At 71.6% G+C, this 25,688-nt stretch carries 21 protein-coding genes and 1 riboswitch; of the genes, 8 read left to right on the top strand and 13 right to left on the bottom strand.

Going from position 1 to position 25,688, the window contains the following annotated elements; genetic code table 11:
- Window positions 1-98: 98 nt before the first annotated feature.
- Entirely contained in the window at window positions 99-1,088 is a 990-nt protein-coding gene (locus AC2AXK_RS08715; RefSeq protein ID WP_484344981.1) for a malate dehydrogenase, read from the bottom strand.
- A gap of 115 nt (window positions 1,089-1,203) precedes the next feature.
- Window positions 1,204-2,421, bottom strand: coding sequence for an NADP-dependent isocitrate dehydrogenase (locus AC2AXK_RS08710; RefSeq protein ID WP_484344980.1), 1,218 nt, complete (start codon window positions 2,419-2,421; stop codon window positions 1,204-1,206).
- A 202-nt stretch (window positions 2,422-2,623) separates the two neighbouring features.
- On the opposite strand from AC2AXK_RS08710, the gene AC2AXK_RS08705 reads away from it, so the two are divergent.
- Entirely contained in the window at window positions 2,624-3,886 is a 1,263-nt protein-coding gene (locus tag AC2AXK_RS08705) for an MIP/aquaporin family protein (protein ID WP_484344979.1), read from the top strand.
- 114 nt (window positions 3,887-4,000) lie between these two features.
- On the opposite strand, the gene AC2AXK_RS08700 is transcribed toward AC2AXK_RS08705, so the two are convergent.
- Window positions 4,001-4,321, bottom strand: a complete 321-nt coding sequence (locus tag AC2AXK_RS08700) for a hypothetical protein (protein WP_484344978.1) — start codon at window positions 4,319-4,321, stop codon at window positions 4,001-4,003.
- Window positions 4,322-4,375: 54 nt separating this feature from the next.
- Between AC2AXK_RS08700 and AC2AXK_RS08695 the strand changes: the two genes are divergently transcribed.
- Window positions 4,376-5,707: an NAD(P)/FAD-dependent oxidoreductase gene (locus AC2AXK_RS08695; protein ID WP_484344977.1), complete on the top strand. Its 1,332-nt coding sequence runs from the start codon at window positions 4,376-4,378 to the stop codon at window positions 5,705-5,707.
- Between the two features lie 13 nt (window positions 5,708-5,720).
- Here the strand turns inward: AC2AXK_RS08695 and AC2AXK_RS08690 are convergent, their stop codons facing one another.
- The 3 genes from AC2AXK_RS08690 to purN form a co-directional block, all read right to left on the bottom strand.
- Window positions 5,721-7,337 (bottom strand): RecQ family ATP-dependent DNA helicase, encoded by a 1,617-nt coding sequence (locus AC2AXK_RS08690; RefSeq protein ID WP_484345397.1) that lies wholly within the window; start codon window positions 7,335-7,337, stop codon window positions 5,721-5,723.
- Window positions 7,338-7,398: 61 nt separating this feature from the next.
- On the bottom strand, window positions 7,399-9,051 hold the full coding sequence (gene purH / locus AC2AXK_RS08685; protein ID WP_484344976.1) for a bifunctional phosphoribosylaminoimidazolecarboxamide formyltransferase/IMP cyclohydrolase: 1,653 nt from the start codon (window positions 9,049-9,051) through the stop codon (window positions 7,399-7,401).
- Between the two features lie 60 nt (window positions 9,052-9,111).
- Window positions 9,112-9,199, bottom strand: a riboswitch (ZMP/ZTP riboswitch).
- Window positions 9,200-9,292: 93 nt separating this feature from the next.
- Window positions 9,293-9,994 (bottom strand): phosphoribosylglycinamide formyltransferase, encoded by a 702-nt coding sequence (gene purN / locus AC2AXK_RS08680; protein WP_484344975.1) that lies wholly within the window; start codon window positions 9,992-9,994, stop codon window positions 9,293-9,295.
- 48 nt (window positions 9,995-10,042) lie between these two features.
- Between purN and AC2AXK_RS08675 the strand changes: the two genes are divergently transcribed.
- Window positions 10,043-10,633 carry a hypothetical protein gene (locus tag AC2AXK_RS08675; RefSeq protein WP_484344974.1) on the top strand — a complete coding sequence of 197 codons (591 nt, stop codon included), beginning with the start codon at window positions 10,043-10,045 and terminating at the stop codon, window positions 10,631-10,633.
- Here AC2AXK_RS08675 and AC2AXK_RS08670 read toward each other — a convergent pair.
- The 3 genes from AC2AXK_RS08670 to sucC all read right to left on the bottom strand — a co-directional run bounded on the left by AC2AXK_RS08670 (window position 10,612) and on the right by sucC (window position 14,224).
- Window positions 10,612-11,952 carry a cell division protein PerM gene (locus tag AC2AXK_RS08670; protein ID WP_484344973.1) on the bottom strand — a complete coding sequence of 447 codons (1,341 nt, stop codon included), beginning with the start codon at window positions 11,950-11,952 and terminating at the stop codon, window positions 10,612-10,614. The genes AC2AXK_RS08675 and AC2AXK_RS08670 overlap by 22 nt on opposite strands.
- Before the next feature lie 169 nt (window positions 11,953-12,121).
- On the bottom strand, window positions 12,122-13,012 hold the full coding sequence (sucD, locus tag AC2AXK_RS08665) for a succinate--CoA ligase subunit alpha (protein ID WP_484344972.1): 891 nt from the start codon (window positions 13,010-13,012) through the stop codon (window positions 12,122-12,124).
- A gap of 33 nt (window positions 13,013-13,045) precedes the next feature.
- Window positions 13,046-14,224 carry an ADP-forming succinate--CoA ligase subunit beta gene (gene sucC, locus AC2AXK_RS08660; protein ID WP_484344971.1) on the bottom strand — a complete coding sequence of 393 codons (1,179 nt, stop codon included), beginning with the start codon at window positions 14,222-14,224 and terminating at the stop codon, window positions 13,046-13,048.
- A 284-nt stretch (window positions 14,225-14,508) separates the two neighbouring features.
- Between sucC and AC2AXK_RS08655 the strand changes: the two genes are divergently transcribed.
- Window positions 14,509-15,093, top strand: coding sequence for a CueP family metal-binding protein (locus AC2AXK_RS08655; RefSeq protein ID WP_484344970.1), 585 nt, complete (start codon window positions 14,509-14,511; stop codon window positions 15,091-15,093).
- Window positions 15,094-15,102: 9 nt separating this feature from the next.
- Here AC2AXK_RS08655 and pcrA read toward each other — a convergent pair whose 3' ends face one another.
- The 4 genes from pcrA to AC2AXK_RS08635 all read right to left on the bottom strand — a co-directional run bounded on the left by pcrA (window position 15,103) and on the right by AC2AXK_RS08635 (window position 20,419).
- Window positions 15,103-17,826 (bottom strand): DNA helicase PcrA, encoded by a 2,724-nt coding sequence (gene pcrA, locus AC2AXK_RS08650; RefSeq protein ID WP_484344969.1) that lies wholly within the window; start codon window positions 17,824-17,826, stop codon window positions 15,103-15,105.
- A 43-nt stretch (window positions 17,827-17,869) separates the two neighbouring features.
- Window positions 17,870-19,453, bottom strand: a complete 1,584-nt coding sequence (locus tag AC2AXK_RS08645; RefSeq protein WP_484344968.1) for a methyl-accepting chemotaxis protein — start codon at window positions 19,451-19,453, stop codon at window positions 17,870-17,872.
- A gap of 142 nt (window positions 19,454-19,595) precedes the next feature.
- The gene (locus AC2AXK_RS08640; RefSeq protein ID WP_484344967.1) at window positions 19,596-20,078 is read right to left on the bottom strand and encodes a DUF456 domain-containing protein; all 483 of its coding nucleotides are present in this window, start codon (window positions 20,076-20,078) and stop codon (window positions 19,596-19,598) included.
- Window positions 20,075-20,419 (bottom strand): hypothetical protein, encoded by a 345-nt coding sequence (locus AC2AXK_RS08635; RefSeq protein ID WP_484344966.1) that lies wholly within the window; start codon window positions 20,417-20,419, stop codon window positions 20,075-20,077. The genes AC2AXK_RS08640 and AC2AXK_RS08635 overlap by 4 nt, the downstream gene beginning before the upstream one ends.
- A gap of 401 nt (window positions 20,420-20,820) precedes the next feature.
- Between AC2AXK_RS08635 and AC2AXK_RS08630 the strand changes: the two genes are divergently transcribed.
- Genes AC2AXK_RS08630 through AC2AXK_RS08615 form a run of 4 tightly spaced genes read left to right on the top strand, consistent with a single transcriptional unit; the run spans window position 20,821 to window position 25,686 of the window.
- On the top strand, window positions 20,821-22,530 hold the full coding sequence (locus AC2AXK_RS08630) for a nitrite/sulfite reductase (RefSeq protein WP_484344965.1): 1,710 nt from the start codon (window positions 20,821-20,823) through the stop codon (window positions 22,528-22,530).
- On the top strand, window positions 22,527-23,366 hold the full coding sequence (locus tag AC2AXK_RS08625; protein ID WP_484344964.1) for a phosphoadenylyl-sulfate reductase: 840 nt from the start codon (window positions 22,527-22,529) through the stop codon (window positions 23,364-23,366). The genes AC2AXK_RS08630 and AC2AXK_RS08625 overlap by 4 nt, the downstream gene beginning before the upstream one ends.
- Window positions 23,363-24,370: a sulfate adenylyltransferase subunit CysD gene (gene cysD / locus AC2AXK_RS08620; protein ID WP_484344963.1), complete on the top strand. Its 1,008-nt coding sequence runs from the start codon at window positions 23,363-23,365 to the stop codon at window positions 24,368-24,370. The genes AC2AXK_RS08625 and cysD overlap by 4 nt, the downstream gene beginning before the upstream one ends.
- Window positions 24,370-25,686, top strand: a complete 1,317-nt coding sequence (locus AC2AXK_RS08615) for a sulfate adenylyltransferase subunit 1 (RefSeq protein WP_484344962.1) — start codon at window positions 24,370-24,372, stop codon at window positions 25,684-25,686. The genes cysD and AC2AXK_RS08615 overlap by 1 nt, the downstream gene beginning before the upstream one ends.
- Window positions 25,687-25,688 lie beyond the last annotated feature (2 nt).

The following is a 25,688-nucleotide window of genomic DNA, read 5'->3' as shown; positions in this document are numbered from 1 at the left end:
CGACCAGGCTCAGCTCCCGGGGCGCACGGCCCCGACGATGACGAACGGCGTGGCACCGACCCGGTGCCACGCCGTTCGCGCGCCCGACCGTCCGGGCGTCAGAGGAGGCCGAGCTCCCGCACCGCGTCGCGCTCCTCGATGAGCTCCGCCACCGACGCGTCGATGCGCTGCCGGGAGAAGTCGCTGATCTCGAGCCCCTGGACGATCTCCCACGCCCCGCCGCTCGAGGTCACGGGGAACGACGACACCAGGCCCTCGGGCACCCCGTACGACCCGTCGGACACGATCCCGGCCGAGGTCCAGTCACCCTCGCGCGTGCCGGTCACCCAGTCGCGCACATGGTCGATCGCGGCGTTGGCCGCCGAGGCGGCCGAGGAGGCCCCACGTGCCTCGATGATCGCTGCGCCACGCTTGGCCACGACAGGGATGAAGTCGTCGACGAGCCACGCCTCGTCCTCGAGGAGGGCGGTCGCTGGCTCTCCGCCGAGCACCGCGTGCGAGATGTCGGGGTACTGCGTCGCAGAGTGGTTGCCCCAGATCGTCAGACGCCGGACGTCATCGACACCCACCCCCGCCTTCTTCGCCACCTGGGTCAACGCCCGGTTGTGGTCGAGGCGCATCATGGCGCTGAACCGCTCCTTGGGGATGTCCGGCGCGTGCGCCGCGGTGACGAGCGCATTCGTGTTGGCGGGGTTCCCGACGACGAGAACCCGGATGTCGTCCGCTGCCCCCGCGTTGATCGCCTCGCCCTGCGGCTTGAAGATTCCCCCGTTGGCCTCGAGGAGGTCTCCGCGCTCCATGCCCTTCGTCCGGGGCCGGGCTCCGACGAGGAGGGCGATGTTCGCGCCGTCGAACCCGTCGCGCGGGTTGTCATGGATGTCGATGCCGGCGAGCAGCGGGAACGCGCAGTCGTCGAGCTCCATCGCTGTCCCCTCGGCCGCCTTGACCCCCTGCGGGATCTCGAGCAGGCGCAGGCGCACCGGTACGTCCGGGCCGAGCAGCTGACCCGACGCGATCCGGAACAGCAGCGCGTAGCCGATCTGACCGGCGGCGCCGGTCACCGTGACGTTCACTGGCGTGGCACTCATGTCACAACTCCTTTGTCAGTACACCGGGTGGCCGTAACGACGAAGTGCGTGACCGCCGACCGGATCACGAGGGATCTCGGGTCAACGATCACGCACTCCGCGCGGTTGTGCTACCTCAGGCCAGGCGTGCGGCGAGGTTCTCGTCGAGCGCTGCGAGGAACTCTTCCGTGGTGAGCCACGGCTGCTCGGGGCTGATGAGCAGCGCGAGGTCCTTCGTCATCTTGCCGGACTCGACCGTCGTGATGACGACGTCCTCGAGCGTCTGGGCGAACTCGGTGACCTCGGGCGTGCCGTCCAGCTTTCCGCGGTGCATGAGGCCACGGGTCCACGCGAAGATCGACGCGATCGGGTTCGTCGACGTCGGCTTGCCCTGCTGGTGCTGGCGGTAGTGACGCGTCACTGTGCCGTGGGCGGCCTCGGCCTCGACGGTCTTGCCGTCGGGGGTCATGAGGACGGACGTCATGAGGCCGAGCGAGCCGAAGCCCTGGGCCACGGTGTCGGACTGCACGTCACCGTCGTAGTTCTTGCAGGCCCAGACGTAGCCGCCCTCCCACTTCATGGCCGAGGCGACCATGTCGTCGATGAGGCGGTGCTCGTACGTGAGCCCCTTCTCGGCGAACTGCTCGGCGAACTCCGCGTCGAAGACCTCCTGGAAGAGGTCCTTGAACTGACCGTCGTACGCCTTGAGGATCGTGTTCTTCGTCGAGAGGTACACGGGGTAGTTCCGCTGCAGGCCGTACGCGAAGGAGGCCCGAGCGAAGTCCTTGATGGACTCGTTGAAGTTGTACATGCCCATCGCGACGCCGCCCTCCGCGGGCATGGTCACGACGTCGAACTGCATCGGCTCGCCACCGTCGGACGGCTCGAAGGCCATCGTGATCTTGCCGGGGCCCGGGACCTTGAAGTTCGTCGACTTGTACTGGTCACCGTGGGCGTGGCGGCCGATGATGATCGGCTTGTTCCACCCCGGCACCAGACGAGGGATGTTCGAGATGATGATGGGTTCGCGGAAGACGACGCCACCGAGGATGTTGCGGATCGTCCCGTTGGGCGAGACCCACATCTTCTTCAGGCCGAACTCCTTGACGCGGTCCTCGTCGGGCGTGATGGTGGCGCACTTGACGCCGACGTTGTGCTCCTTGATCGCGTTCGCCGCGTCGATCGTCACCTGGTCGTCGGTGGCGTCGCGGTTCTCGATCGACAGGTCGAAGTAGCGCAGGTCGACGTCGAGGTACGGGTGGATGAGGCGGTCCTTGATGAACTGCCAGATGATGCGAGTCATCTCGTCGCCGTCCAGCTCGACGACCGGCCCTACAACCTTGATCTTGCCCATGCGGGAAACACTCCTGTGTGGTTTGGTCCTGTGTGGTGCACTCGGTGCTGCTTCCGAGATTACTCGATTTCTCGACGTCAAGATATCTCGGCCGTGTCCACCGTCGTGGTCGCACCGTGCATCGCGGTGGCCACCGGACTACCGTTTCCTGAATCGCCCCGAACCGGGCGACACGTCTCCACCCTCACACGACAGGACCACCATGCCTCACGACGCCCCTGCGCAGCAGACGGCCCTCGACGGCCCTCAGACCTCCTCCGCGCACGACGCCAAGGACGGCCGTGCGGTCAGCAGCCCCTCGACGCTCGCGATCGTCGGGGCCGAGCTCTTCGGCTCCTTCCTGCTCGTCTTCCTCGGCGTCGGCGTCGCCCTGTACGCCGCGCAGCAAGACGCCGGCTCGCTCGCCGTGGCGCTCGCGTTCGGGGTCGCGCTCCTCGCCGGGATGGCCGCCGTCGGGCACCTCTCCGGCGGGCACTTCAACCCCGCCGTGACGTTCGGCGCGGCCCTGGCCGGGCGCACACCCTGGAAGCTCGTGCCGGTCTACTGGATCACCCAGGTCGTCGGAGCGACGGCCGCGGCAGCGGCGCTCTTCGCGACGATCCCCGAGCAGCTGTTCCGCGGTGCCGAGGCCACGTTCGACAACGCGCGCGACGCCTTCTCGCAGACGTCCAACGGCTTCGACGAGCACTCGCGCACCTTCATGGAGGGCACGGACGCCTTCTGGGCACAGTTCGCCTCCTACCCCCGGGAGCAGGTCGACGCAGCGATCGCCTCGGGTGAGCTGCCCGTCCCGGAGTTCGCGACGTTCGACCTCGTCGCCGTCGCCATCATCGAGGCCATCGCGACCGCGCTGCTCGTCGGCGTCTACCTCGCCGTGACGGACCGCCGGACCCGCAACCGCTACGCCCCGGTCGTCGTCGGCCTGACCTTCGGCTTCCTCGTCCTTCTTGCGACTCCCATGTCGGGCGGCTCGCTCAACCCCGCGCGCTCGCTCGCGACGGCCATCTTCTCCGAGGGCTGGGCCCTCGAGCAGGTCTGGCTCTTCTGGGCAGCACCCCTCCTGGGTGCCGCGCTGGCGGCACTGTTCTACCGCGGGTTCGCGGTCGCCGAGCCGGTGACCGAGTACGACTACGACACCACGGAGGCGGTCGTCGTCAGCGGCCCTGCCGGGACCACGGCCGCGGTCGTCGCCACGGACACGGACGCGGCAGCGCTGGACGTCGACGCCGTCCTCGAGGCGGAGCGGGACGCCGTCCTCGAGGCCGACGCCATCCCGGCGCTCGAGCGTGAGACCGAGGCTGAGACGGCCGCACGCCTCGACGCCATGGCCGACGCCCGCGCGGAGGTCATCGACGAGGCGATCGTCGAGGCCGAGGCCGTGCAGGAGTCGACCGACGTCGCGTCGCCGACCACCGACGAGGACGACACGGAGCGAGGCACGGACAAGGGCACCCCGCCCGCCTGAGTCCCACGACCGTGCCCCGCGACGGCCCGGTACGGAGCGCTCCCTGAGCGCCCTGTACCGGGCCGTCGTGCCGTGGTGGCGGCGTCGTGCCGTACCGGGCCGTCGTGCCGGCGACTACAGGTTGGGAGCGGTCCGGGCGAGAACAGCGATCGCCAGCGCCAGACCCAGGAACATCGTCACGTCCACCGGACGCGAACGGATCGTGATGCCGATCGGACCGGGGCCGGGGATGATCGCGCGCGCCAACCCTGCCGCGGTGAGCAGGACGACGAGCGCGACGGCCCCCTGGGTCGCGCCGAAGAGCACCGTCGCCGCGACGACACCGGCGAGCCCGGCGCACACGAGCCACACGGCCATCCCGCGCGCAGGTCGGTCCGCGTGCGGGTTCGGGGTCCCAGCACCGTCGGACGGCTCGGGCGCCTCATCCACCATCACGCTGCCTGTCTCCTTCGGCGGCCTTCTCACGTCACCGAGACTACCGTTGCGCGCATGACTCCCACGCACCTTCCCGGCACCCCCATGTCCGTCGTCGTCGTCGGCGCGGGTCTGGCGGGCGCGGGGACGGCCGCTGCGCTGCGGGCTCGCGGGTTCACCGGGACCCTCACCGTCCTCGGCGCCGAGGACGTCCAGCCGTACGACCGCCCCCCGTTGTCCAAACAGCTGTACAGCCGCCCCGAGCCGGCGTGGCTCCTGGACGAGCTCGGCATCGACCTGGACGCCCTCACGGACGAGCTCCTGCTCGGCGACCCCGCCGTCGCGCTCGACCTGCGGGGGCACACGGCGGAGGTCACCACCCGCTCCGGCCGGCTGATCCACGCAGACGCCGTCGTCCTGGCCTGCGGCGCGGACCCGGTCCGCCCCGCGGGGTGGGAGCACGCCGTGACCCTGCACAGCGCACCGGACGCGGGGGTGCTGCGCGCACGCGCGACCCCCGGCGCCCGGCTCGTGTGCGTGGGCGCCGGGTGGATCGGCGCCGAGGTCGCGGGCGCCGCGGCGACGGCGGGCTGCGAGGTCACCGTCGTCGAGGCCGCGACGACTCCGCTGGCCCGGCCGCTCGGGACGGAGGTCGGAGCCCATCTGGTGCCCTGGTACACCGCCGCCGGCATACGCCTCCTCACGTCGACGACCGTGGACGGCATCGACCCCACAGGCATCCACCTTCGGCCGACCGGCAGCCCCGGACCCGGACGTGCAGCGGAGCAGGTCGACGCGGACGAGCCGGGCGGCCCGGGCCACGTGCGTGCCGACGTCGTCCTCGCGGCCGTGGGTGCCCGCCCGGCGACCGCGTGGCTCGCGAGCAGCGGTCTCGCACTCGACAGCCGCGGTGCGCTCCTCACCGACGAGACCGGCCGTGTCATGGCCTCCGTGCAGCCCGGCACACCTGCCGTCTTCGCCGTCGGCGACTGCGCCACCCGGGCGGACGGGCACTGGTCCAGCGTGCCCGGGGGGCACTGGTCCGGCGCGCTCCAGGACCCTGATCTCGTCGCCCGGGCGGTCGTGGGCGCTGCATCGGGGCCCGTCCCGCGACCGCACACGCCCTACGTCTTCTCGAGCCAGCTCGGCCACGACCTGGCTCTCGTCGGGCTTCCCGACCCCGCCCGGGACACGGTGACGTTCCGGGGCGACCCGGGACGCTCGGACGCTGGCTGGGCGGCGTTCTACGCCCGACCGGACGGCGCCGTGACCGGGATCCTCGTCGTCGACTCCCCGCGCGACGTGTCGGCCGCGCGTCGGCTCCTCGCGAGCGGTCCGGCTGTCCTCGACCTCGCGCGCGCGGCCGACCCGTCCGTCCCCCTGCGTAGCGTCGGCATCGTCGGGTGACCCCGCACGACGCTCACTCCCCGTCCACCGGTGCGAGGAGGTCGGAGCTGGTGACGAGGTCGGTCGCGAGCGTCTTGTAGCCCTGCTCGTCGAACATCACGGTGATGCGGTCGTCCTCGACGAGGGTGACGTCGCCCTGGCCCCACTGCGCGTGCTCGACGCGCTCCCCCAGCGCGAAGGGGCCGGACTCTGCCGTGCGGCTCGTGCCCCGCTCGCAGTTGTTGCACGTCCCGCACGGCTCCGGCTGCCCCTCACCGAGGAGCTCGAGCAGCACGCGGCGCCGGCAGTCGAGCGTGTCCGCGTACGTCCGCATCATCTCGACGCGGGAGAGATCGACACGCTGGTGCGTCTCGCGCCGGTCGGTGATCGTCCTCATCGTCGCGGCGATCGTCCCGTCGGCGATCCAGGTCCACGTCCCGTCCGGCGCCTCGGCGACGGCCCCGACCTGGAGGAACGACCCGAGCACGCGGGAGACCGTGCGGGTCGTCAGCGACGTGCTCCCGACAAGGTCCGTGCGCGTTGCGGGCTGCTTGCGCAGCCGCTTCGCCACCGTGCGGAACGTCGAGTCCGCCGGCGCGCCGCCCGACCGGAGGTACCTGCCCAGCGAGAAGTCCTCGGCACGGTGGAAGAGGGTGGCGACCGCTGGCTGCTCGTCCCGGCCGGCACGGCCCACCTCCTGGTAGTACGCGTCGAGCGACGGGGACGGTGCCGCGTGCACGACGAACCGCACGTCCGACCGGTCGACGCCCATGCCGAACGCGCTCGTCGCGACGACGAGGTCGCCGCGACCCGTCATGAACGTGTCCTGGGCCTCGTCCCGCTCCCCCTGCGGCAGCCCCGCGTGGTACCTGAGCGCCGGACGGCCTGCGCCCGTGAGGAGCTCTGCGAGCGCCTCGACGTGCGCGCGGGTCGGCGCATAGACGATCCCTGCGCCCTCGCTGGCGAGGACGAGCTCGACGACGGCGGCGTCCCGCGCACCTTCCTCGGTCGCGTCGCGTGCTGTGAGCCGGATGTTCGGCCGGTCGACGTCGTGCACGACGACCGCAGGGTCGACGAGCCGCAGGCGCTCGACGATGTCCGCGCGGACCGACGCGGAGGCGGTCGCGGTGAGCGCGAGGATCCGCGGCCGCACCCCGTCCCCGAAGCGGGCGGCAGCCGCGGCGACGTGGAGGTAGTCGGGCCGGAAGTCGTGCCCCCACTCGCTCACGCAGTGCGCCTCGTCGACGACGACGAGGCCGACGTCGGCGGACGCCAACGCGTCGACGACCTCGGTCCGGACGAGCTGCTCGGGAGCGAGCAGGAGGATGTCGAGGTCCCCCGACGCGGCCGCGGCGAGGGCGTCGCGCTGCTCGACGACGCCCAGCCCGCTGTTCACCGCCCGGACGCGCAGGCCGACGTCGGACAGCGAGTCCGTGTGGTCGCGCTGGAGCGACAGCGTCGGGGACACGACGATCGCCATCCGGCCGGTGAGCAGCGTCGCGATCGCGTACACGGCGGTCTTCCCGGCGCCGGACCGCGCCACGAGGAGCGTGTCACGCGTCGTGAGCGCCTCGAGCGCCTCCTGCTGGGCGTCGCGCAGCTGCGCGTCCGCGCCCAGGACCTGGTGGACAGCAGCCTCGAGAGCGGTCATCACCGGGCAACGCTATCCACGCAGCCGCGGCGGCGCCCGCCGAGCGGGCGCCGCCGGTCCGTCAGTGGGCGAAGTGCCGGGTACCGGTGAGATAGAGCGTCGCGCCGGCCGCCTGGGCGGCTGCGACCACCTCGTCGTCGCGCACGGACCCACCCGGCTGGACGACGGCGCGGACCCCCGCGTCGAGCAGCACCTGCAGCCCGTCCGCGAAGGGGAAGAACGCGTCCGACGCTGCGACCGCACCGCGGGCACGCTCGACGTCGCCGGAGTTGGCGCGTGCGACGGCCAGCTTGCAGGAGTCGACGCGGTTGACCTGTCCCATGCCGACACCGACGGATGCCCCGTCGGCGGCGAGGAGGATGGCGTTCGACTTCACCGCGCGCACCGCGCGCCACGCGAACGCCAGGTCGGCGAGGGTCTGTGCGTCTGCGGGCTCGCCGGCCGCGAGCACCCACCCTGCGGGGTCGTCGCTCGCGCCGTCGCCGGAGGCGTCGATCCGGTCGACGGCCTGCATGAGCATCCCGCCGCTGATCGGGCGCAGCTCGATGCTCGCCGTCGGGGGGGCGTCGACCTGCAGGAGCCGGATGTTCTTCTTCGCGGTGAGGATCTCGAGCGCCTCCTCCTCGAAGCCGGGCGCCACGACGACCTCGGTGAAGATCGGCGCGATCTGCTCGGCTGCGGCGCGGGTGATGATGCCGTTGGCCGCGATGACGCCACCGAAGGCCGAGAGCGGGTCGCACGCGTGGGCCCGGGCGTGGGCGTCCGCGATGTCGGCGCCGGTCGCGATCCCGCAGGGGTTGGCGTGCTTGATGATCGCCACCGCCGGGCCGCTGTGGTCGTGGGCGGCGCGCCACGCCGCGTCAGCGTCGACGTAGTTGTTGTAGCTCATCGCCTTGCCGTGCAGCTGGGTCGCCTGAGCGAGCCCGGCGGTGCCGTGGCCGTCGGTGTAGAGCGCTGCGGGCTGGTGCGGGTTCTCGCCGTACCGCAGCACGTCGCTGCGCTCCCAGGTGGCACCGACCCAGGCCGGGAAGCCCGTGCTCACGACACCTTCGGTGGTGACGACCTCGTCCGTCGGGGCGACGACACGGCTCATCCAGGACGCCACGGCGACGTCGTACGTGGCGGTGTGCACGAACGCCTCCGCCGCGAGCGCCTTCCGCTGGGCGTAGGTGAATCCGCCGGCCTGCACGGCGTCGATGACCGCGGAGTAGGCGTCCGGGTCGACGACGACGGCCACGCTCGGGTGGTTCTTGGCCGCGGCACGCACCATCGAGGGGCCACCGATGTCGATCTGCTCGACGCACTCGTCAGGCGTCGCACCCGACTCGACCGTCGCCGTGAACGGGTAGAGGTTGACGACGACGAGGTCGAACGCCGCGATGCCCAGCTCGGCGAGCTGCGCGAGGTGGTCGGGCTTGCGGGTGTCCGCGAGGATCCCGGCATGGACGCGGGGGTGCAGCGTCTTCACCCGTCCCTCGAGGCACTCGGGGAAGCCGGTGAGGGTCTCGACACCGATGACGGGGACGCCGGCGGCAGCGATGGTCGCGGCGGTCGAGCCGGTGGAGACGATCTCGACGTCGGCGGCGTGCAGGGCGAGCGCGAGCTCCACGAGCCCGGCCTTGTCGTAGACGCTCACGAGGGCGCGGCGCACGGGGTGCTGCGAGTCGTCGGCCAGGGGTGCGGGAACGGACGTGGGGTGGGAACCGGCGGACATGGGCGTCTCCTGTCGTGGATGTTCCGGACGACGCGCAGATCGGCACGTCGGGAGGTGGAACCCAGGCGCCCAGGCGGGCGGCGCGGCACAGGGACGATCAGCCGCTCCCCGGTGGTGAACCCCACCCTCGCCAGTTGCGACCGGGGTCGATCCTACCGGTTGCGCGCCCGGCGTGGCTGGGCCTCCCCCTCGCACCCACGGGCACGAGAGCACGGGGCCGCACGCCCGCGCGTCGGTTGAGCTACCCGACGACGGCCGAACGCCCCTCCACCCGCAGGCCCTCACGAGCGATCCGCCCGACCCACTCGACGAGCATCGCGCGCTCCTGCGTCTTGATCCGCTCGTGCAGGCCGGCCTCGTCGTCGCCGGGCAGCACGTCGACGGCGACCTGGGCGATGATCGGTCCGGTGTCGACGCCGGCGTCGACGACGTGCAGGGTGCAGCCGGTGACCCGCACGCCGTACGCGAGCGCGTCCCGCACGCCGTGCGCTCCGGGGAACGCGGGCAGGAGCGCCGGGTGCGTGTTCACCGTGCGGCCGCCGAAGCGGTCGAGGAAGGCGGGACCGAGGATGCGCATGAACCCTGCGCTCACGACGAGGTCCGCGCGGAACACGTCGACCGTCTCCGCGAGCGCCGCGTCCCAGTGCCCGCGGCTGTCGAAGTCACGCGGCGAGACGGTCGCGCTGGGGATGCCGGCGTCGGCGGCGATCTCGAGGGCACCGGCAGTGGGGGTGTCGGTGATGACAGCGACGACGCGCGCCCCGTAGGCCGCGTCCGTGTGCGCGGCGAGCAGCGCCGCGAGGTTGCTGCCCCCGCCCGAGGCGAGGACGACCAGGCGTGCGACCCCGCCGTCGCCTCCCGTCACGGGCACCTCGTGGCCGGACGGTGTCGTGGTCCGGTGGCGGCGCGGTCGGGGAGATGCTGCTGCGGTGGGGCCGGTCACGGGGGAACCCTAGCGCGTGCACCCTGCGAGATACGGGAGAATGAACCCATGGGTAACCCGTTCGCGCCGCCGCCCACGGGCGCACGCTCCCCCGTCACGGACCGCCCGACGGACGACGACCGTCCGACGGATCCCGATGCCCGGGCGCCCCGCCCGGCCGACGACGGGTCCGCTGCCGACGGCCCGCCCTCCGGCGCGAAGCGAGCACCGGGCTCCGCTCCACAGACGCCACCGCCGCCTCCCGACGAACCCGTGGACCCAGCCCTCGTCGCCGAGAGCGCTCGGCACGTCCTGCGGTTCGGCGTGGTCATGCTCGTCACGCTGCTCACGAGCACGCTGCCGCTGCCCGCGCGGCTGGTGAGCGTCGCGGCTGCCGTCGTCGCGCTCGTCGTGGGTGTCCAGGCCCTGCGCAGGGTCCGGCGGGCCCGCGTGCGCGGGACTCTCGTCGTCGCGCTGTGCGCAGGGATGGCCATGACGACGCTGGTGGGACTCTCGACGCTCGTCGTCGCGTCCATGTGGGACATCGAGATGGATCGCCAGACGTGCGAGGCCCGTGCGATCACCCACGGCGCTCGTCTGGCGTGCCAGGTGGAGTATGAAGAGAGGCTCGAGGAGCGTCAGGACGAGCTGTCGTCCTGACGCACGGCGCCGTCCGCACGCACAGCCTCGTCGCGGACGGCTGAGGTGTCGTCGTGGTCTCCCACGCGGCGCACACGGTGCCACGCCGTCACCACCGCACGACGCACCTCCGGGCGCAGGACGAGCAGCGCGAGCAGGGCGCCGAGCGCGACGAGCCCGGCGGCACAGAGCCCGACGAACGGTGCCGAGGCGCCGACGAACTCGAGCCGCCCGGGCCCGGCAGAGCCCGTCCCGAGCGCCGCGAGAACGCCCACACCGGTGCCCGCTCCGACCCCGACGAGCGCCGCCACCACGGGGACCTGCCAGAGCGCGACGGAGGTGAGCCTGCGGTGCGTGCACCACCCCCCGACGGCGCCTGCGAGCACGACGACGACCGGGACCCACCGGAGGATCCCGCCGCCGGAGAACGGGAGGGCCCCCAGGAGCGGCAGGCCCGGGAGCGGTGCCGAGGTCACGCCGTCGGGACCGAAGTGCGTGTCGGAACCCACCGCGAAGCCGGGCCCGGTGAGCCACGCCATGGCCCACACGACGAGGTCGGGGAGCAACGCGAGCTGAGAGACCGCGAGCGAGATCCCGCTCACGAGATCGAGCTCGAGCGCATCGATGATCTCCCTGGCCGTCGAGCGTCCCGCGACGAGCCACACGAGCACGAGGACGGAGGCGGCCGCGACGACGAGGCTCGTGGCTGCGGTGGCCCCGCGCAGGGCCACGGAGAGCGGTCGGGGCATCCGGCGGCCGAGGGCGAGGACGCTGCGGCGCAGGTCACCCGCGTCCGGGCGCGAGAGCAGACCGACCATGAAGCCCAGGACCGCGACGACGAGCCCTCCGAGGGCGGCGGACACCAGCTGGTCCGGCGCGACGGCACCCGCCAGGATGGCGATGAAACCGGTCGCAGCCGCGTAGACAGCGCTGCCGACCACGACGGCGGACCACGCCGGACGGACGGACCTGCGCGCGGAGGCGACCACGCTCAGGACTGATGCGGCGCTGATGCCGAGCGGGACGAGCGTCACCGTGGCGGCGGGCGTGACGAACGGCACGCCGTGCGCGAGGAGCCAGAGGTTGGTCGACACGCCCAGGGCCGCTGCCCAGGGAGCAACGGCACCGTCGACCTGCGCGGTGGCAGCGACGCCCATGGCGGTCGCGGGGACGATGACGAGGGCGAGCGAGAGGACGAGCGCCTGGAGCGCACCAAGCACGGCGGTGAGCCACGGAGCCGTGCCGTCGTGCGTGGGCTCAGGGGTGCCGGGGACGCGCTGCTCGAGGATCGTCCGCAGGGCACCGAGCCTCGACGTGCTGCGCAGGGATCCGGATGTCACGTCCCCATCGTCCCCCTGCGAGGTGCCCACCGCCGGGAGGTCGTCCGGCGTGCCCCGCCAGCGGAGCGACGGCATGCGCGTGCCGTGCCCCGTGGAACGCCTGATGCCCGCCCCCACCGAGCGGGACGGGCATCAGGGAGCCGGTGGCGAGCACCGGCTGGGAGGCGGGTCAGGCGGAGAGGATCTCCCGCATGAGCGCAGCGGTCTCGGACGGCGTCTTGCCGACCTTGACCCCGGCGGCCTCGAGGGCCTCCTTCTTGGCCTGCGCGGTGCCCGAGGAGCCGGACACGATGGCGCCGGCGTGGCCCATCGTCTTGCCCTCAGGAGCCGTGAAGCCGGCGACGTAGCCGACGACCGGCTTCGTCACGTGCTCCTTGATGTACGCCGCTGCGCGCTCCTCGGCGTCGCCGCCGATCTCGCCGATCATGACGATCGCCGCGGTGTCAGGGTCTGCCTCGAACGCCTCGAGAGCGTCGATGTGCGTCGTCCCGATGATGGGGTCACCGCCGATGCCGATCGCGGTGGAGAACCCGAAGTCCCGCAGCTCGTACATCATCTGGTACGTCAGCGTGCCGGACTTGGACACGAGGCCCACCTTGCCCGGGCCCGTGATGTTCGACGGGATGATGCCGACGTTCGACAGCCCGGGGCTGATGAGGCCGGGGCAGTTGGGGCCGATGAGCCGGACACCCTTGCGCTGCGCGAGCGTGAAGAACTCTGCGCTGTCCTTGACCGGGACACCCTCGGTGATGATGACGACGAGCGGGATACCGGCCTCGATCGCCTCGACGACCGCGGCCTTGGTGAAGGCCGGGGGCACGAAGATCACGGAGACGTCGGCGCCGGTCGCGGCCATCGCGTCGGCGACGGACCCGAAGACGGGGACGTCGACGGTGGACTCGCCGCTCGGGAACGACACGGACGTGCCCGCCTTGCGGGGGTTGACCCCACCGACGATGTTCGTGCCGGAGGCGAGCATGCGGGTCGTGTGCTTCTGACCCTCGGACCCGGTCATGCCCTGAACGATGACCTTGGAGTCCTCAGTGATGAAGATTGCCATAGTTGTCTGCTTCTACTCTCGTTCGGGTCCGGATCAGGCGTTCGCTGCGGCGTGGGCGAGCTCGGCAGCCTTGTCGGCGCCGCCGTCCATCGTCTCGGCGAGGGTCACGAGCGGGTGGGCGGCCTCGCTGAGGATGCGACGACCCTCCTCGACGTTGTTGCCGTCGAGGCGCACGACGAGCGGCTTGGTCGCTGCGTCGCCGAGCATCTCGAGTGCGCTGACGATGCCGTTCGCGACCGCGTCGCACGCGGTGATGCCACCGAAGACGTTGACGAAGACCGACTTCACCTGCTCGTCCCCGAGGATGACGTCGAGGCCTGCGGCCATGACCTCGGCCGAGGCGCCGCCGCCGATGTCGAGGAAGTTGGCGGGCTTGACCCCGCCGTGCGCCTCACCGGCGTATGCGACGACGTCGAGCGTGCTCATGACGAGTCCCGCGCCGTTGCCGATGATGCCGACCTCGCCGTCGAGCTTGACGTAGTTGAGGTCGTTCTCCTTCGCCTTCGCCTCGAGCGGGTCAGCGGCTTCCTTGTCCTCGAGAGCGGCGTGGTCCGCGTGGCGGAACCCGGCGTTCTCGTCGAGGGAGACCTTGCCGTCGAGCGCGACGATGGAGCCGTCCTCGGTGCGCACGAGGGGGTTGACCTCGACGAGCGTCGCGTCCTCCTCCTTGTACACGTTCCACAGCGTGATGAACGCAGCGGCGACCTCAGCCCTGATGTCGTCGGCGAAGCCCGCTGCGGCCACGATCTCGTCGGCCTTGGCCTGATCGATCCCGACGAGCGGGTCGACGGCGACCTTCGCGAGCGCCTCGGGGCGCTCGACCGCGAGCTGCTCGATCTCCATGCCACCCTCGACGCTCGCCATGGCGAGGTAGGAGCGGTTGGACCGGTCGAGGAGCACGGAGAAGTAGAACTCCTCGGCGATCTTCGCACCCGCAGCGATCATGACGCGGTGGACCGTGTGGCCCTTGATGTCCATGCCGAGGATCTCACCGGCCTTCTCGGCGGCCTCGTCGGGCGAGTGGGCGAGCTTGACGCCGCCCGCCTTCCCGCGGCCTCCGGTCTTGACCTGCGCCTTGACGACGACAGTTCCTCCGCCGAGCTCTTCCGCGCCTGAGCGAGCCTCTTCAGGGGTGGTGGCGACCACTCCCCCCAGCACGGGAACGCCGTGCTTCTCGAAGATGTCGCGCGCCTGGTATTCGAACAGGTCCACCCTGCTGCGTCCTTCCGTCGACCGGTAAGCAAATGTCTCGACGTCGAGACATTTTCCTCAAGAGTAGACCGGGACGGCCTGTCAGCGTCACCCCCGGCCCTGAGTCCTGGGCCACACTGCTCGATCACCGGCGCTGACGGTGCTCGGCTGCGTCCCGCGGTGGCGGGCACCGCCTGTCCCTCGGACGGCTGGCCGCCAAGCGTCGCGGGGACGTAGGACCCGGTCCCGGCGACGGCGCGCCTGCCTACCATGGTGGCCCGCCCGGCCGCCACGAGGAGACGCCCATGAGCCGCTACCTGTCGCTCCTCGGTGTCCTCGCGCTGCTCCTGGCGGGATGTGCGGTCCCGGACCAGGACGCCCCCGGGGCGCCGACCCCCGCGGCCAGCAGCACCCTTCTCGCGGAGCACGGGCTGGACGGGATGGAGACGACCGCGCTCGTCGACCATCTCGACCGGTTGGCGGGCGGGGACCGGCCCGAGGACCTCGTCGCGTCCGTCCGTCCGGACGAGGTCCTCGTCTCCGACGGCGAGCAGGAGGTGTCGCTCAGCCTGCCCGAGGACCTGTTCTACCTGTCGGTCGCCCCGTACGCGGACGAGACGCACGAGTGCTTCTACCACAGCCTGACGACGTGCCAGGGAGAGCTCGGTGGGCAGGAGATCACGGTCCGCATCGTCGACGGGACGAGCGGCGAGGTGCTCGTCGACGAGGCGGTGACGACGTTCGACAACGGCTTCGTCGGGTTCTGGCTGCCTCGTGACATCCAGGGCACCATCGAGGTCGAGCACGAGGGCCGGGCGGGCTCGGCCGACTTCTCCACGGCGGACGATGCCGCCACGTGCCTGACCACGCTCCGGGTGCTGCCCGCCTGACGGCGGCCCCTACAGCTTCGTGACGGGAGCGAAGCGCAGCAGCAGGCGCTTCTGGCCGTCGGCGCCGAAGTCGATCTTGGCGACCGCCTTGGCCCCGACGCCCTCGACCATGACGACCGTGCCGAGCCCGAACGAGTCGTGCGTGACCCGGTCCCCCACGGCGAGGGACGGGATGTCCGCCTCTGCCTTGCCGCCTCCGGAGCCGAAGGTCGGGCTCGCCGGCTCGGCCTGCTTCTTCCACGCCGGGATGCCGGGTGACGCCGCGCGGTTCCCGCGGTAGCCGCCGCCACCGATGGGCGCGCCGAAGTCGTCGTCGTCCGACGATCGGCGCCGGGCTCCGGACCCGTACCCACCCGAGCCGTAGCCACCGGTGAAACCGCCGGGACCGCGGAGTGCGGCCATGCTCGACTCGCGCCGCCGCCAGTCCCACAGCTCTTCGGGGATCTCGTCGAGGAACCGCGACGGCGGGAACTCGTTCGCCATGCCCCACGCCGAGCGCACGGCGGAGCGCGAGATGTACAGACGCTCGCGCGCGCGGGTGATGCCCACGTACGCGAGGCGTCGCTCCTCCGCGAGCTCGACCTCGTCGTGCAGGGACCGCATGTGCGGGAACGTGCCGTCCTCCATGCCGGTGAGGAACACGACGGGGAACTCCAGGCCCTTGGCGGTGTGCAGCGTCATGAGCGTCACCACACCGGGGTCGACCTTCGGGGTGCCCTCGTGGCCCGCGTCGTCGGAGCTGGGGATCTGGTCCGCATCGGCGACGAGCGACACGCGCTCGAGGAAGTCGGCGAGCGTCCCCTCCGGCTCGGACTCCTCGAACTCAGCTGCCACGGCGTGCAGCTCGGCGAGGTTCTCCACCCGGGTGCCGTCCTGCGGGTCGTCGCTCGCCCGCAGCTCGGCGAGGTAGCCGGTGCGGTCGAGCACCTCACCGAGCACCTCGGCCGGCCCGGCGCCTGTCTCGGCGAGCTCGCGCAGGCCGTACATGAGCTCGCGGAACGCCAGCAGCGGTTTGAGCGACCGGGACGTGAGACCCGGGATGTCCTCGACGTGGTCGAGGGCCTCACCGAACGACGAGCGCTGCCGCTCGGCCTGGGCGACGACCATCGACTCGGCACGGTCCCCGAGGCCGCGCTTGGGGACGTTGAGGATGCGCCGCAGGTTGACGTCGTCGTCCGGGTTGGCGACCGCGCGGAGGTAGGCGATGGCGTCCTTGACCTCGCGCCGCTCGTAGAAGCGGGTACCGCCGACCACCTTGTACGGCAGGCCGACCCGGATGAGCACCTCCTCGAGGGCGCGCGACTGGGCGTTGGTGCGGTAGAAGATCGCGACGTCGCCGGGCCGGACGCTCTCGGCGTCGCCGAGGCGGTCGATCTCCTGGGCGATGAACCGCGCCTCCTCGTGCTCGTTGTCCGCGACGTACCCGACGATGGGCGCGCCGGCTCCGGCATCCGTCCACAGCCGCTTGGCCTTGCGGTCAGGGTTGCGGGAGATGACGGCGTTGGCTGCCGAGAGGATGTTCTGCGTGGACCGGTAGTTCTGCTCGAGGAGGATGGTGCGCGCGTCCGGGTAGTCGGCCTCGAACTCGAGGATGTTCCGGATCGTCGCGCCACGGAACGCGTAGATCGACTGGTCGGCGTCGCCGACGACGGTGAGCTCCCCGGGACCGAGCGGAGCGGGCTGCCCGGGCTCCGGCTCCTCTGCGCGCGACCCGACCCCGGCGAGCTCCCGCACGAGGGTGTACTGCGCATGGTTGGTGTCCTGGTACTCGTCGACGAGGACGTGCCGGAACCGCCGCCGGTAGTGCTCCGCCACGGCCGGGTGCTCCTGGAGCAGCCGGACCGTCGTCATGATGAGGTCGTCGAAGTCGAAGGCGTGCGCCTGACGCAGCCGCGCCTGGTAACGCGTGTAGACGTCGGAGAGCACCTGGTCGAACTCGTTCGCGGTCGAGCCCGCAGCGTCGGACGCACCCGACTCGCGGGCGTACTGCTCCGGCCCCACGAGCTCGTCCTTGAGCGACGAGATCTTGTGGCTCAGCTGCTTGGCGGGGTACTTCTTGGGGTCGAGGTCGAGCTCCCGCAGGATCATCGTCAGCAGGCGCTGGGAGTCCGCGGCGTCGTAGATGGAGAAGCTCTGACGCAGCCCGAGAGCAGACGCCTCCTTGCGCAGGATGCGCACGCACGCGGAGTGGAACGTCGAGACCCACATGCGGCCCGCGGCGGGCCCGACGAGCGCCTCGACGCGCTCGCGCATCTCCGCGGCCGCCTTGTTCGTGAACGTGATGGCGAGGATCTCGCTCGGCCGTGCCCGTCCCGTCGCGAGGAGGTGCGCGATGCGGTGGGTGAGCACGCGCGTCTTTCCCGACCCCGCGCCGGCGACGATGAGGAGCGGGCCGCCGCCGTGCACGACAGCCTCGCGCTGCTGCGGGTTGAGGCCCTCGAGGAGGGCGTCAGACCTGCGGGAGGCCGACTCCTGCAGCTCGCGTGCACGGCCCTCCCACTCCGCGGTGCGCTCGGCGGAGGCGCGCGACCACGCCGTCCCCTCCGGGCCGGTCCCCGGTCCGGTGCCCAGCCCGGCGACCGCCGCGCGGCCGCCCGGCCCCCCGGGCTCGCCGTCGGACGGCTCCGCCGCCGACGCGTCCTGGCCCGAGGGCTCGGCGCGCGGGAGTCGGACGCGGGGGGCTTCGGGGACCGGACCGTCGAAGCCTGGGAGGTGATCGAAGAGCGATGTCATAGCCCGACAAGCCTATGCGTGCCCACGGACACCGCACACCGCGTCAGCGGGCGAAGGCGCTCACCGCGAGCTGCAGCAGCCGTGACGTCTCGCCGAGCTCCGCAGCAGCGCCGCGGACCGTGTCGATCTCGAGCGACGTCGAACGCGACGCCGACTCGATGCCCTGCAGGGTCACCGCGATGTCCCGCCCGCTGTCGGCGACCGCCACCATCGTCGTCGCCATCGCGGTGGTCGTCGCCGTCTGCTCCTCGACCGCGCCGGCGATGGTCACCTGGTAGTCGTTGATGCGCGCGATGATCTGGGAGATCTGCGTGATCTCTCCCGCTGCCCGCTCGACGGCGGCCTGGATCGCCACGACCCGCTCGGAGATGCCGCCCGTCGCCCGCGCGGTCTCCTGAGCGAGGTCCTTGACCTCGCTCGCGACGACCGCGAAGCCCTTGCCCGCATCGCCGGCCCGGGCCGCCTCGATCGTCGCGTTGAGCGCGAGCAGGTTCGTCTGCTCAGCGATCGACGTGATGACCTTCACGACGCTGCTGATCTCCGCGGACGACGAGCCGAGGGTGCACACCGTCTGGTTGGTCGCCTCCGCCGCCTGCACCGCCTCGGCGGCGATCCTCGCGACTGCGTGGACGTTCTGGGCGATCTCGCTGATCGACGCGCCCATCTGGTGCGCGCCGGACGCGACGGTGTCGATCCCCTCGCTCACCGCGACGGCAGCGCCGGAGACGGCGACGGTCTGCGACGTGGCGTCGGCGGACGCCGTGGCGATCCCGTTCCCGGTCTCGATGAGGCGCGCGGCAGAGGCATCGAGCGTCGCCGCGATCCTGCTGACCTCGGCCGCGACGGACGACGAGCGGTCGAGCATCGCGTTGAGCGACACCGCGAGGTGCTCGAGCTCCGTACGCTGGCGCCCCTCGTCGAGACGGGAGGCGAGGTCGCCGGAGGCCAGGACGTCGGCGGCCCGGCGGATCGGCCGGACGATGGATCGCGCGATGAGGATGGAGCTCCCGGCGATGAACGCGAGGACCGCAGCTGCGGCGAGCAGCAGCTTCCCCGCGTCGGCGAGCGCCGCGGACCGGACGTCGTCCACATAGACACCGGAGCCGATGATCCAGTCCCACGGCTCGTAGCCCGTCACGTAGGACACCTTCGGCTGCGGGTCCTCGTGGCCCGGCTTGGGCCACTGGTACTCGACCAGTCCTGAGCCGTCGGCCTCCACGACATCGACCATCTCGACGAAGAGGTGCTTGCCGTCAGGGTCGGTGTTCTCGGTGAGGTCGGTGCCGTCGAGCTCGGGCTTCATCGGGTGCATGATCATCGTCGGATACATGTCGTTGATCCAGAAGTACTCCTCGCCGGAGTACCGGAGCTGGGCGACCGCCTGGACCGCTGCGGCCTGGGCGTCGTCCCGGCTCATCGCACCGGAGGCAGCCAGCTCGCCGTACTGCTCGAGCACGCCCGCTGCTGTCTCGACGACGGCCCGTGTGGCGGCCTGGCGCTCGGCCATGATCCGTTCGCGGACGATGGCCGACGCGGCGAGGCAGACCACAGCCATCCCGAGAGCGGACAGGACGACCATGACCACGAGACGGGTCCGGATCGAGGTCGAGGAGAGTCGTGGCAGCATGTGCGCTCGCAGGCTCGCAGGGGTGGGTCCCCGCTCTCATCGGCCGCGGAGCTGCGGATATGACCAGGGCCGTGCCACCCGAACGCGGGGCGGACGCCTGCGAGGGGGCGTGTCAGGACAAGCCTGACGAACCGCGTCGCGATCAGGTGACGAGCAGCCCGACGATCCACGCCCCCGCTGCGACGAGCGCGCCAGCGAGCTCGATGAGGATCGTGATCCCCGTGGCCGTGAGCGCCGCGCGCGTCGACGTCCAGGCCAGGCGCTGGTCTCTGCGGCGGAGGTACTCCGCGAGGTAGACGCCGCCGACGAAGCCGATGGGCAGGCCCACGACCGGGATGACGAAGAACCCGACGATCCCCAGCGCGCCGCCCACGAGGAGCGTCCGGTTGGGGACCTCGGCGCGCTTGAGGTGGCGCCCGGCCAGCACGTACTTGACGACCGCCGCGGCGGCGATGGCGACGAAGCCGACGGCGAACACGGTCCACGCTGCGGCGCCCCCGGTCACGCCGGCCCAGACGCCGACGGCGACGAGGATGATGATGCTCCCCGGGATGATCTGGGTCAGCGCACCGAAGATCCCGACGCCGATCGCGAGCCCGACGAGAAGCTCGCCGGCTCCGTTCACCAGAAGACCGCGAGGCAGATGTTCACGATGACGAGTGCGCCGATCGTGTGCTTGATCCCGACCGGGGCGTCGTCACCCTTGCGCTTGGCGACGAACGCGAGCACGGTGACGACGAGCGCGACGAGGAGCTTGACCGCGATCTTCGTGTTGTTCGGGTCGTGGACGGCGTCGGACGAGCTGGCGATCCCCACCATGGCGATGCCGGTGACGAGGGCCGTGAGGGCCGCGTGCAGGGTGCCGCGGTAGACGCCGGGCTGGCGGATGGTCGCGATCCAGCCACCGAGGACGATGGCCCAGGCGACGAGGTGGAGGACGAGGAGGAGATCGTAGAGCGTCTGCATGCCTCCGATCATAGGGAAGGCGCCGACGCCGTCACACGCCCGACCGGGGCGGTCGGCACATTCTCGGAGCACCCGGGCATCGCGCCGCCCGGTTCGCGCACCGTCTCGCATGGTGGAAAAGTGTTTCGCATGGTGGACGCGCTCGACACTGCCGCACGCCGACCCGTAGCGTCGACGCCATGACCACGGCCCGCAGCACCCAGCAGACGACGCTCTGCTGCGCCCTGCGTCGCGCGTCCAGCACCTCGTGTTGCTGTTGTTGACCCGCGCCTGACCTGACCGCGCCCACGGGCGCCGATCGACCAGACCAGGGCGCGCGAGACGACCGCTCGGTCCGGAGATCATGCTGAGCCCTCCTCCTCGCGCTGCCACGCACCACCACACCGCGAGGAACCCCCACCATGACGTCATCCGCCGAGGTCGCAGCCGCTCGCCCCGCCCGCGCGGCCCGCACCCCGAAGCCGAACGGCCAGTGGAAGATCGACGGCACCACCCCCCTCAACGGCAACGAGAGGTGGAAGCAGGAGGACGGCGGCCTCAGCGTCCGTGAGCGCATCGAGACGATCTACTCCAAGGAGGGATTCGACTCGATCACCGGCGACGACCTCCACGGGCGATTCCGCTGGTGGGGCCTCTACACGCAGCGCAAACCGGGGATCGACGGCGGGCGCACCGCCACCCTCGAGCCGCACGAGCTCGAAGACCGCTACTTCATGCTCCGCGTCCGCATCGACGGAGGCGGGCTGACCACCGAGCAGCTGCGCGTCATCGCCGAGATCTCCACCGAGTTCGGCCGGGACACGGCCGACATCACCGACCGGCAGAACATCCAGCTCCACTGGATCGAGGTCGAGGCCGTCCCGGAGATCTGGCGCCGGCTCGAGGCCGTCGGCCTGCAGACCACCGAGGCGTGCGGCGACGTCCCGCGCGTCGTGCTCGGCAGCCCCGTGGCCGGCATCGCCAAGGACGAGCTCATCGACCCCCGCCCCGTCATCGACGAGATCACCCGGCGGTACATCGGCATCCCCGAGCTCGCGAACCTCCCCCGCAAGTTCAAGACGGCGATCACCGGCCACCCCAGCCAGGACGTCGTCCACGAGATCAACGACGTCGCATTCGTCGCCCTCGAGCATCCTGAGCTCGGGATCGGGTACGACCTGTGGGTCGCGGGAGGACTCTCCGCGAACCCGCGTCTCGGCGAGCGCCTCGGCGCGTTCGTCACCGCTGAGCAAGCCCCCGACGTCTGGCACGGGGTCGCCCAGATCTTCCGCGACTACGGCTTCCGCCGTCTGCGCAACAAGGCTCGCCTGAAGTTCCTGCTCGCGGAGTGGGGCACCGCGAAGTTCCGGCAGATCCTCGAGGACGAGTACCTCGGGTACACGCTGCCCGACGGCCCGCCGGCGCCACGTCCGACGAGCCCCGGTGACCACGTCGGCATCCACGAGCAGAAGGACGGCAAGTTCTACGTCGGCGCTGCGCCGTACGTCGGTCGGGTGTCCGGGACCATCCTCAGCGGTGTCGCCGACCTCGCCGAGTCGATCGGCTCGCAGCGGGTCCGCCTGACACCGCACCAGAAGCTGCTCGTCCTCGACGTGCCGCCCGCGGACGTCCGCACGGTCGTCGACGGGCTGCGCGCGCTGAGCCTCGAGGCCGAGCCCAGCGCGTTCCGCCGCAACACGATCGCCTGCACCGGGATCGAGTTCTGCAAGCTCGCGATCGTCGACACCAAGGACACGGCCACGGCCGTCATCGACGACCTCGAGAAGCGGCTCGGCGACACCTCGCACCTCAAGCCGATCACGCTGCACGTCAACGGGTGCCCCAACTCCTGCGCGCGCATCCAGACCGCGGACATCGGCCTCAAGGGCCAGATCGTCATGAACGACGCCGGCGAGCAGGTCCCCGGGTTCCAGGTGCACCTCGGCGGGGGGCTGGCCAACCAGGACCGCGACCTCGCCGGACTGGGCCGCACCGTGCGTGGCCTCAAGGTCACCGCGGACGACCTCTCGGAATACGTCGAGCGGGTGGTGCGTCGTTACGAGGCGGACAAGGACACGACGGAGACCTTCGCCGAGTGGTCGCACCGCGCCGACGAGGAGGCCTTGCTATGACCGTCGAGGACGCCCTGAGTCCGCTGGCCGCGATGCGCGCGGCCGCGCAGGCCCGGACCGAGCACCGCGAGGCGAGCAAGGCGGCCCACGCCGAGCGCCGCGCACGCACCCAGCGCCCCAAGCGCTCCGATGCCGAGCTCCAGGAGATCGTCGCCCGCGGTCAGCTCGAGCTCGCGGGCTCAGGCGTCGGCTCCGCCGACGAGGCCGATGCCGCGGCCGTCGTCGCCTGGGCCGTCCGGGAGTTCGGCGACTCGATCGCCGTCGCCTGCTCGATGGCCGACGCCGTGCTCCCGCACGTCGTCGCCGCCCAGTCCCCCTGGGTCGACGTCCTCTTCCTCGACACCGGCTACCACTTCGCGGAGACGCGCGGGACGCGGGACGCCGTCGAGCAGCAGATGGACGTGACGATCGTCGACGTCCTGCCGCAGCTCACCGTGCTGGAGCAGGACGAGACCTACGGCAAGAACCTCTTCGCGCGGGACCCTGGCGCGTGCTGCGCCATGCGCAAGGTCGAGCCCCTGCACCGCACCCTCCAGGGCTACGAGCTGTGGGTCACCGGCGTGCGCCGCGACGAGGCCCCGACGCGGGCGACCACGCCGCTCGTGACCTGGGACGACAAGAACGGGCTCGTGAAGATCAACCCGTTCGCTGCCTGGTCCTTCGACGACCTGCTCGATTACGCGAGCGAGCACCAGGTCATCCTCAACCCGCTGCTCAACGACGGCTACCCGTCGATCGGGTGCGCCCCCTGCACCAACCGCGTCGCCCCCGGCGAAGACCCCCGCTCCGGCCGCTGGGCCGGACTCGACAAGACCGAATGTGGGCTCCACGTATGACGATCACCGATGCCGACGACACGGCACTCGACCACGCCACGAGCGCCGCGTCCGTCGCCGCCGCGCCGACCGACGGGACCCCGGTCCCGGCGGCAGCGCTGCGGGCCGAGCGTCGCCTGAGCCAGCTGGACTCGCTCGAGAGCGAGGCGATCCACATCATCCGTGAGGTCGTCGCCGAGTTCGAGCGTCCCGTGCTGCTGTTCAGCGGGGGCAAGGACTCCGTCGTCATGCTGCACCTCGCCGCCAAGGCGTTCTGGCCCGCGCCGGTGCCGTTCCCGGTCATGCACGTCGACACGGGGCACAACTTCCCCGAGGTGCTCGCCTACCGGGACGCCACCGTCGAGCGGCTCGGCCTGCGCCTCGTCGTCGCGAGCGTCCAGGACTACCTCGACGACGGGCGCCTGTCCGAGCGCGCCGACGGCACCCGCAACCCGCTGCAGACGCAGCCGCTGCTCGACGGCATCACGGCCCACAGGTTCGACGCCGTGTTCGGTGGCGGCCGGCGCGACGAGGAGAAGGCCCGCGCCAAGGAGCGCGTCATCTCCCTGCGCGACGAGTTCGGGCAGTGGGACCCGCGCAACCAGCGCCCCGAGCTGTGGAACCTCTACAACGGCCGCCACCGCCCGGGCGAGCACGTGCGCGCCTTCCCGCTGTCCAACTTCACGGAGCTGGACATCTGGCGGTACATCGAGCGCGAGAACATCGAGCTCCCGCCCCTGTACTACGCGCACGACCGCGAGGTCTTCGAGCGCGACGGCATGCTGCTCGCCGTCGGGCCGTACTCCCGACCCCGGGAGGACGAGCCCGTGAGCACCGTCCAGGTGCGCTACCGCACCGTCGGCGACATGTCCTGCACCGGAGCCGTCGAGTCCGACGCGACCGATGTCGCGGCCGTCATCACCGAGGTCGCCGCGACCCGCATCACCGAGCGCGGCGCGACCCGCGCCGACGACCGCATGTCCGAGGCCGCGATGGAAGACCGGAAAAAAGAGGGCTACTTCTGATGACCACCCAGGGAACGCTCCTGCGGCTCGCCACGGCCGGCTCCGTCGACGACGGCAAGTCCACCCTCGTCGGCCGCCTGCTGTTCGACTCCAAGTCCGTGCTCGCCGACCAGCTCGACGCCGTCGAGCGCGTCAGCCGCGACCGGGGCCTCGAGACCACCGACCTCGCGCTGCTCACCGACGGCCTGCGCGCCGAGCGTGAGCAGGGCATCACGATCGACGTCGCCTACCGGTACTTCGCGACCGCCCGCCGCTCGTTCATCCTCGCCGACTGCCCCGGGCACGTGCAGTACACGCGCAACACCGTGACGGGCGCCTCGACAGCAGATGTCGTCGTGCTGCTCATCGATGCCCGCAAGGGCTTGCTCGAGCAGACGCGGCGCCACCTCGCCGTCGCCTCCCTGCTCCGCGTGGCGCACGTCATCGTCGCCGTGAACAAGATCGACCTCGTCGGCTACTCCCAGGAGCGGTACGACGAGCTCGCCGCACAGATCACCGCGACCGGTGAGGACCTCGGCGTCGCCGACCTGCGGACGATCCCCGTCTCCGCGCTCGAGGGCGCGAACGTCGTCGACCGCTCGGACAGGACCCCGTGGTACGGCGGCCCCAGCCTCCTCGAGCTCCTCGAGGAGCTCCCGCCCGCCGACGAGCCGAGCGACGAGTCCTTCCGGTTCCCCGTGCAGACCGTCATCCGTCCGCAGGGCGCGGCGCGCGACCCGGAGCACCGTGACTACCGCGGGTACGCGGGCCAGATCGCTGCGGGCGTCGTGCGCGTCGGTGACCCCGTCGTCGTGCTGCCGTCCGGGCGCCCGACCGTCGTGGAGGGTATCGACACCGCGGACGGGACCCTCACGGAAGCCTTCGCGCCACAGTCCGTGACCCTGCGCCTGGCCGACCAGATCGACATCACCCGCGGCGACCTCATCGCGTCGGCACAGGACGTCCCTGACGTCACCCAGGACGTCGAGGGCACGGTGGCGTGGCTCGCCGAGCGGCCGCTCCTGCCCGGCTCGCGCGTCCTGCTCAAGCACACGACGCGCACCGTCCAGGCGGTCGTCCGGGACATCGTGGGCAAGCTCGACCTCGACACCACGGAGCTCGAGCCCGCGGAGCGCCTCGACCTCAACGACATCGGCCGGGTCACCCTGCGTCTCGCGAGCCCCATCGCGGCGGAGGAGTACGTCGTCTCCCGCCGGACCGGCGCCTTCCTCCTCATCGACGCCGCCTCCGGTGGAACGCTCGCCGCGGGCATGGTGGGCGACGCGCTCGCCGCGGCCCGCTCCCCCGAGGACCGCCCCGTCCAGTACGCCATCTGAGC

The organism is Sanguibacter sp. Z6_81, assembly GCF_057180625.1.
This window is presented reverse-complemented; position numbering and strand designations above follow the sequence as displayed.

What these genes read in the sequence shown, in the direction of transcription:
- AC2AXK_RS08715 (WP_484344981.1), bottom strand. Translation starts at nt 1,088, where the DNA reads ATGAGTGCCACGCCAGTGAACGTCACGGTGACCGGCGCCGCCGGTCAG.
- AC2AXK_RS08710 (WP_484344980.1), bottom strand. Translation starts at nt 2,421, where the DNA reads ATGGGCAAGATCAAGGTTGTAGGGCCGGTCGTCGAGCTGGACGGCGAC.
- AC2AXK_RS08705 (WP_484344979.1), top strand. Translation starts at nt 2,624, where the DNA reads ATGCCTCACGACGCCCCTGCGCAGCAGACGGCCCTCGACGGCCCTCAG.
- AC2AXK_RS08695 (WP_484344977.1), top strand. Translation starts at nt 4,376, where the DNA reads ATGACTCCCACGCACCTTCCCGGCACCCCCATGTCCGTCGTCGTCGTC.
- AC2AXK_RS08690 (WP_484345397.1), bottom strand. Translation starts at nt 7,337, where the DNA reads ATGACCGCTCTCGAGGCTGCTGTCCACCAGGTCCTGGGCGCGGACGCG.
- purH (WP_484344976.1), bottom strand. Translation starts at nt 9,051, where the DNA reads ATGTCCGCCGGTTCCCACCCCACGTCCGTTCCCGCACCCCTGGCCGAC.
- AC2AXK_RS08675 (WP_484344974.1), top strand. Translation starts at nt 10,043, where the DNA reads ATGGGTAACCCGTTCGCGCCGCCGCCCACGGGCGCACGCTCCCCCGTC.
- sucD (WP_484344972.1), bottom strand. Translation starts at nt 13,012, where the DNA reads ATGGCAATCTTCATCACTGAGGACTCCAAGGTCATCGTTCAGGGCATG.
- AC2AXK_RS08655 (WP_484344970.1), top strand. Translation starts at nt 14,509, where the DNA reads ATGAGCCGCTACCTGTCGCTCCTCGGTGTCCTCGCGCTGCTCCTGGCG.
- pcrA (WP_484344969.1), bottom strand. Translation starts at nt 17,826, where the DNA reads ATGACATCGCTCTTCGATCACCTCCCAGGCTTCGACGGTCCGGTCCCC.
- AC2AXK_RS08645 (WP_484344968.1), bottom strand. Translation starts at nt 19,453, where the DNA reads ATGCTGCCACGACTCTCCTCGACCTCGATCCGGACCCGTCTCGTGGTC.
- AC2AXK_RS08635 (WP_484344966.1), bottom strand. Translation starts at nt 20,419, where the DNA reads ATGCAGACGCTCTACGATCTCCTCCTCGTCCTCCACCTCGTCGCCTGG.
- AC2AXK_RS08630 (WP_484344965.1), top strand. Translation starts at nt 20,821, where the DNA reads ATGACGTCATCCGCCGAGGTCGCAGCCGCTCGCCCCGCCCGCGCGGCC.
- AC2AXK_RS08625 (WP_484344964.1), top strand. Translation starts at nt 22,527, where the DNA reads ATGACCGTCGAGGACGCCCTGAGTCCGCTGGCCGCGATGCGCGCGGCC.
- cysD (WP_484344963.1), top strand. Translation starts at nt 23,363, where the DNA reads ATGACGATCACCGATGCCGACGACACGGCACTCGACCACGCCACGAGC.
- AC2AXK_RS08615 (WP_484344962.1), top strand. Translation starts at nt 24,370, where the DNA reads ATGACCACCCAGGGAACGCTCCTGCGGCTCGCCACGGCCGGCTCCGTC.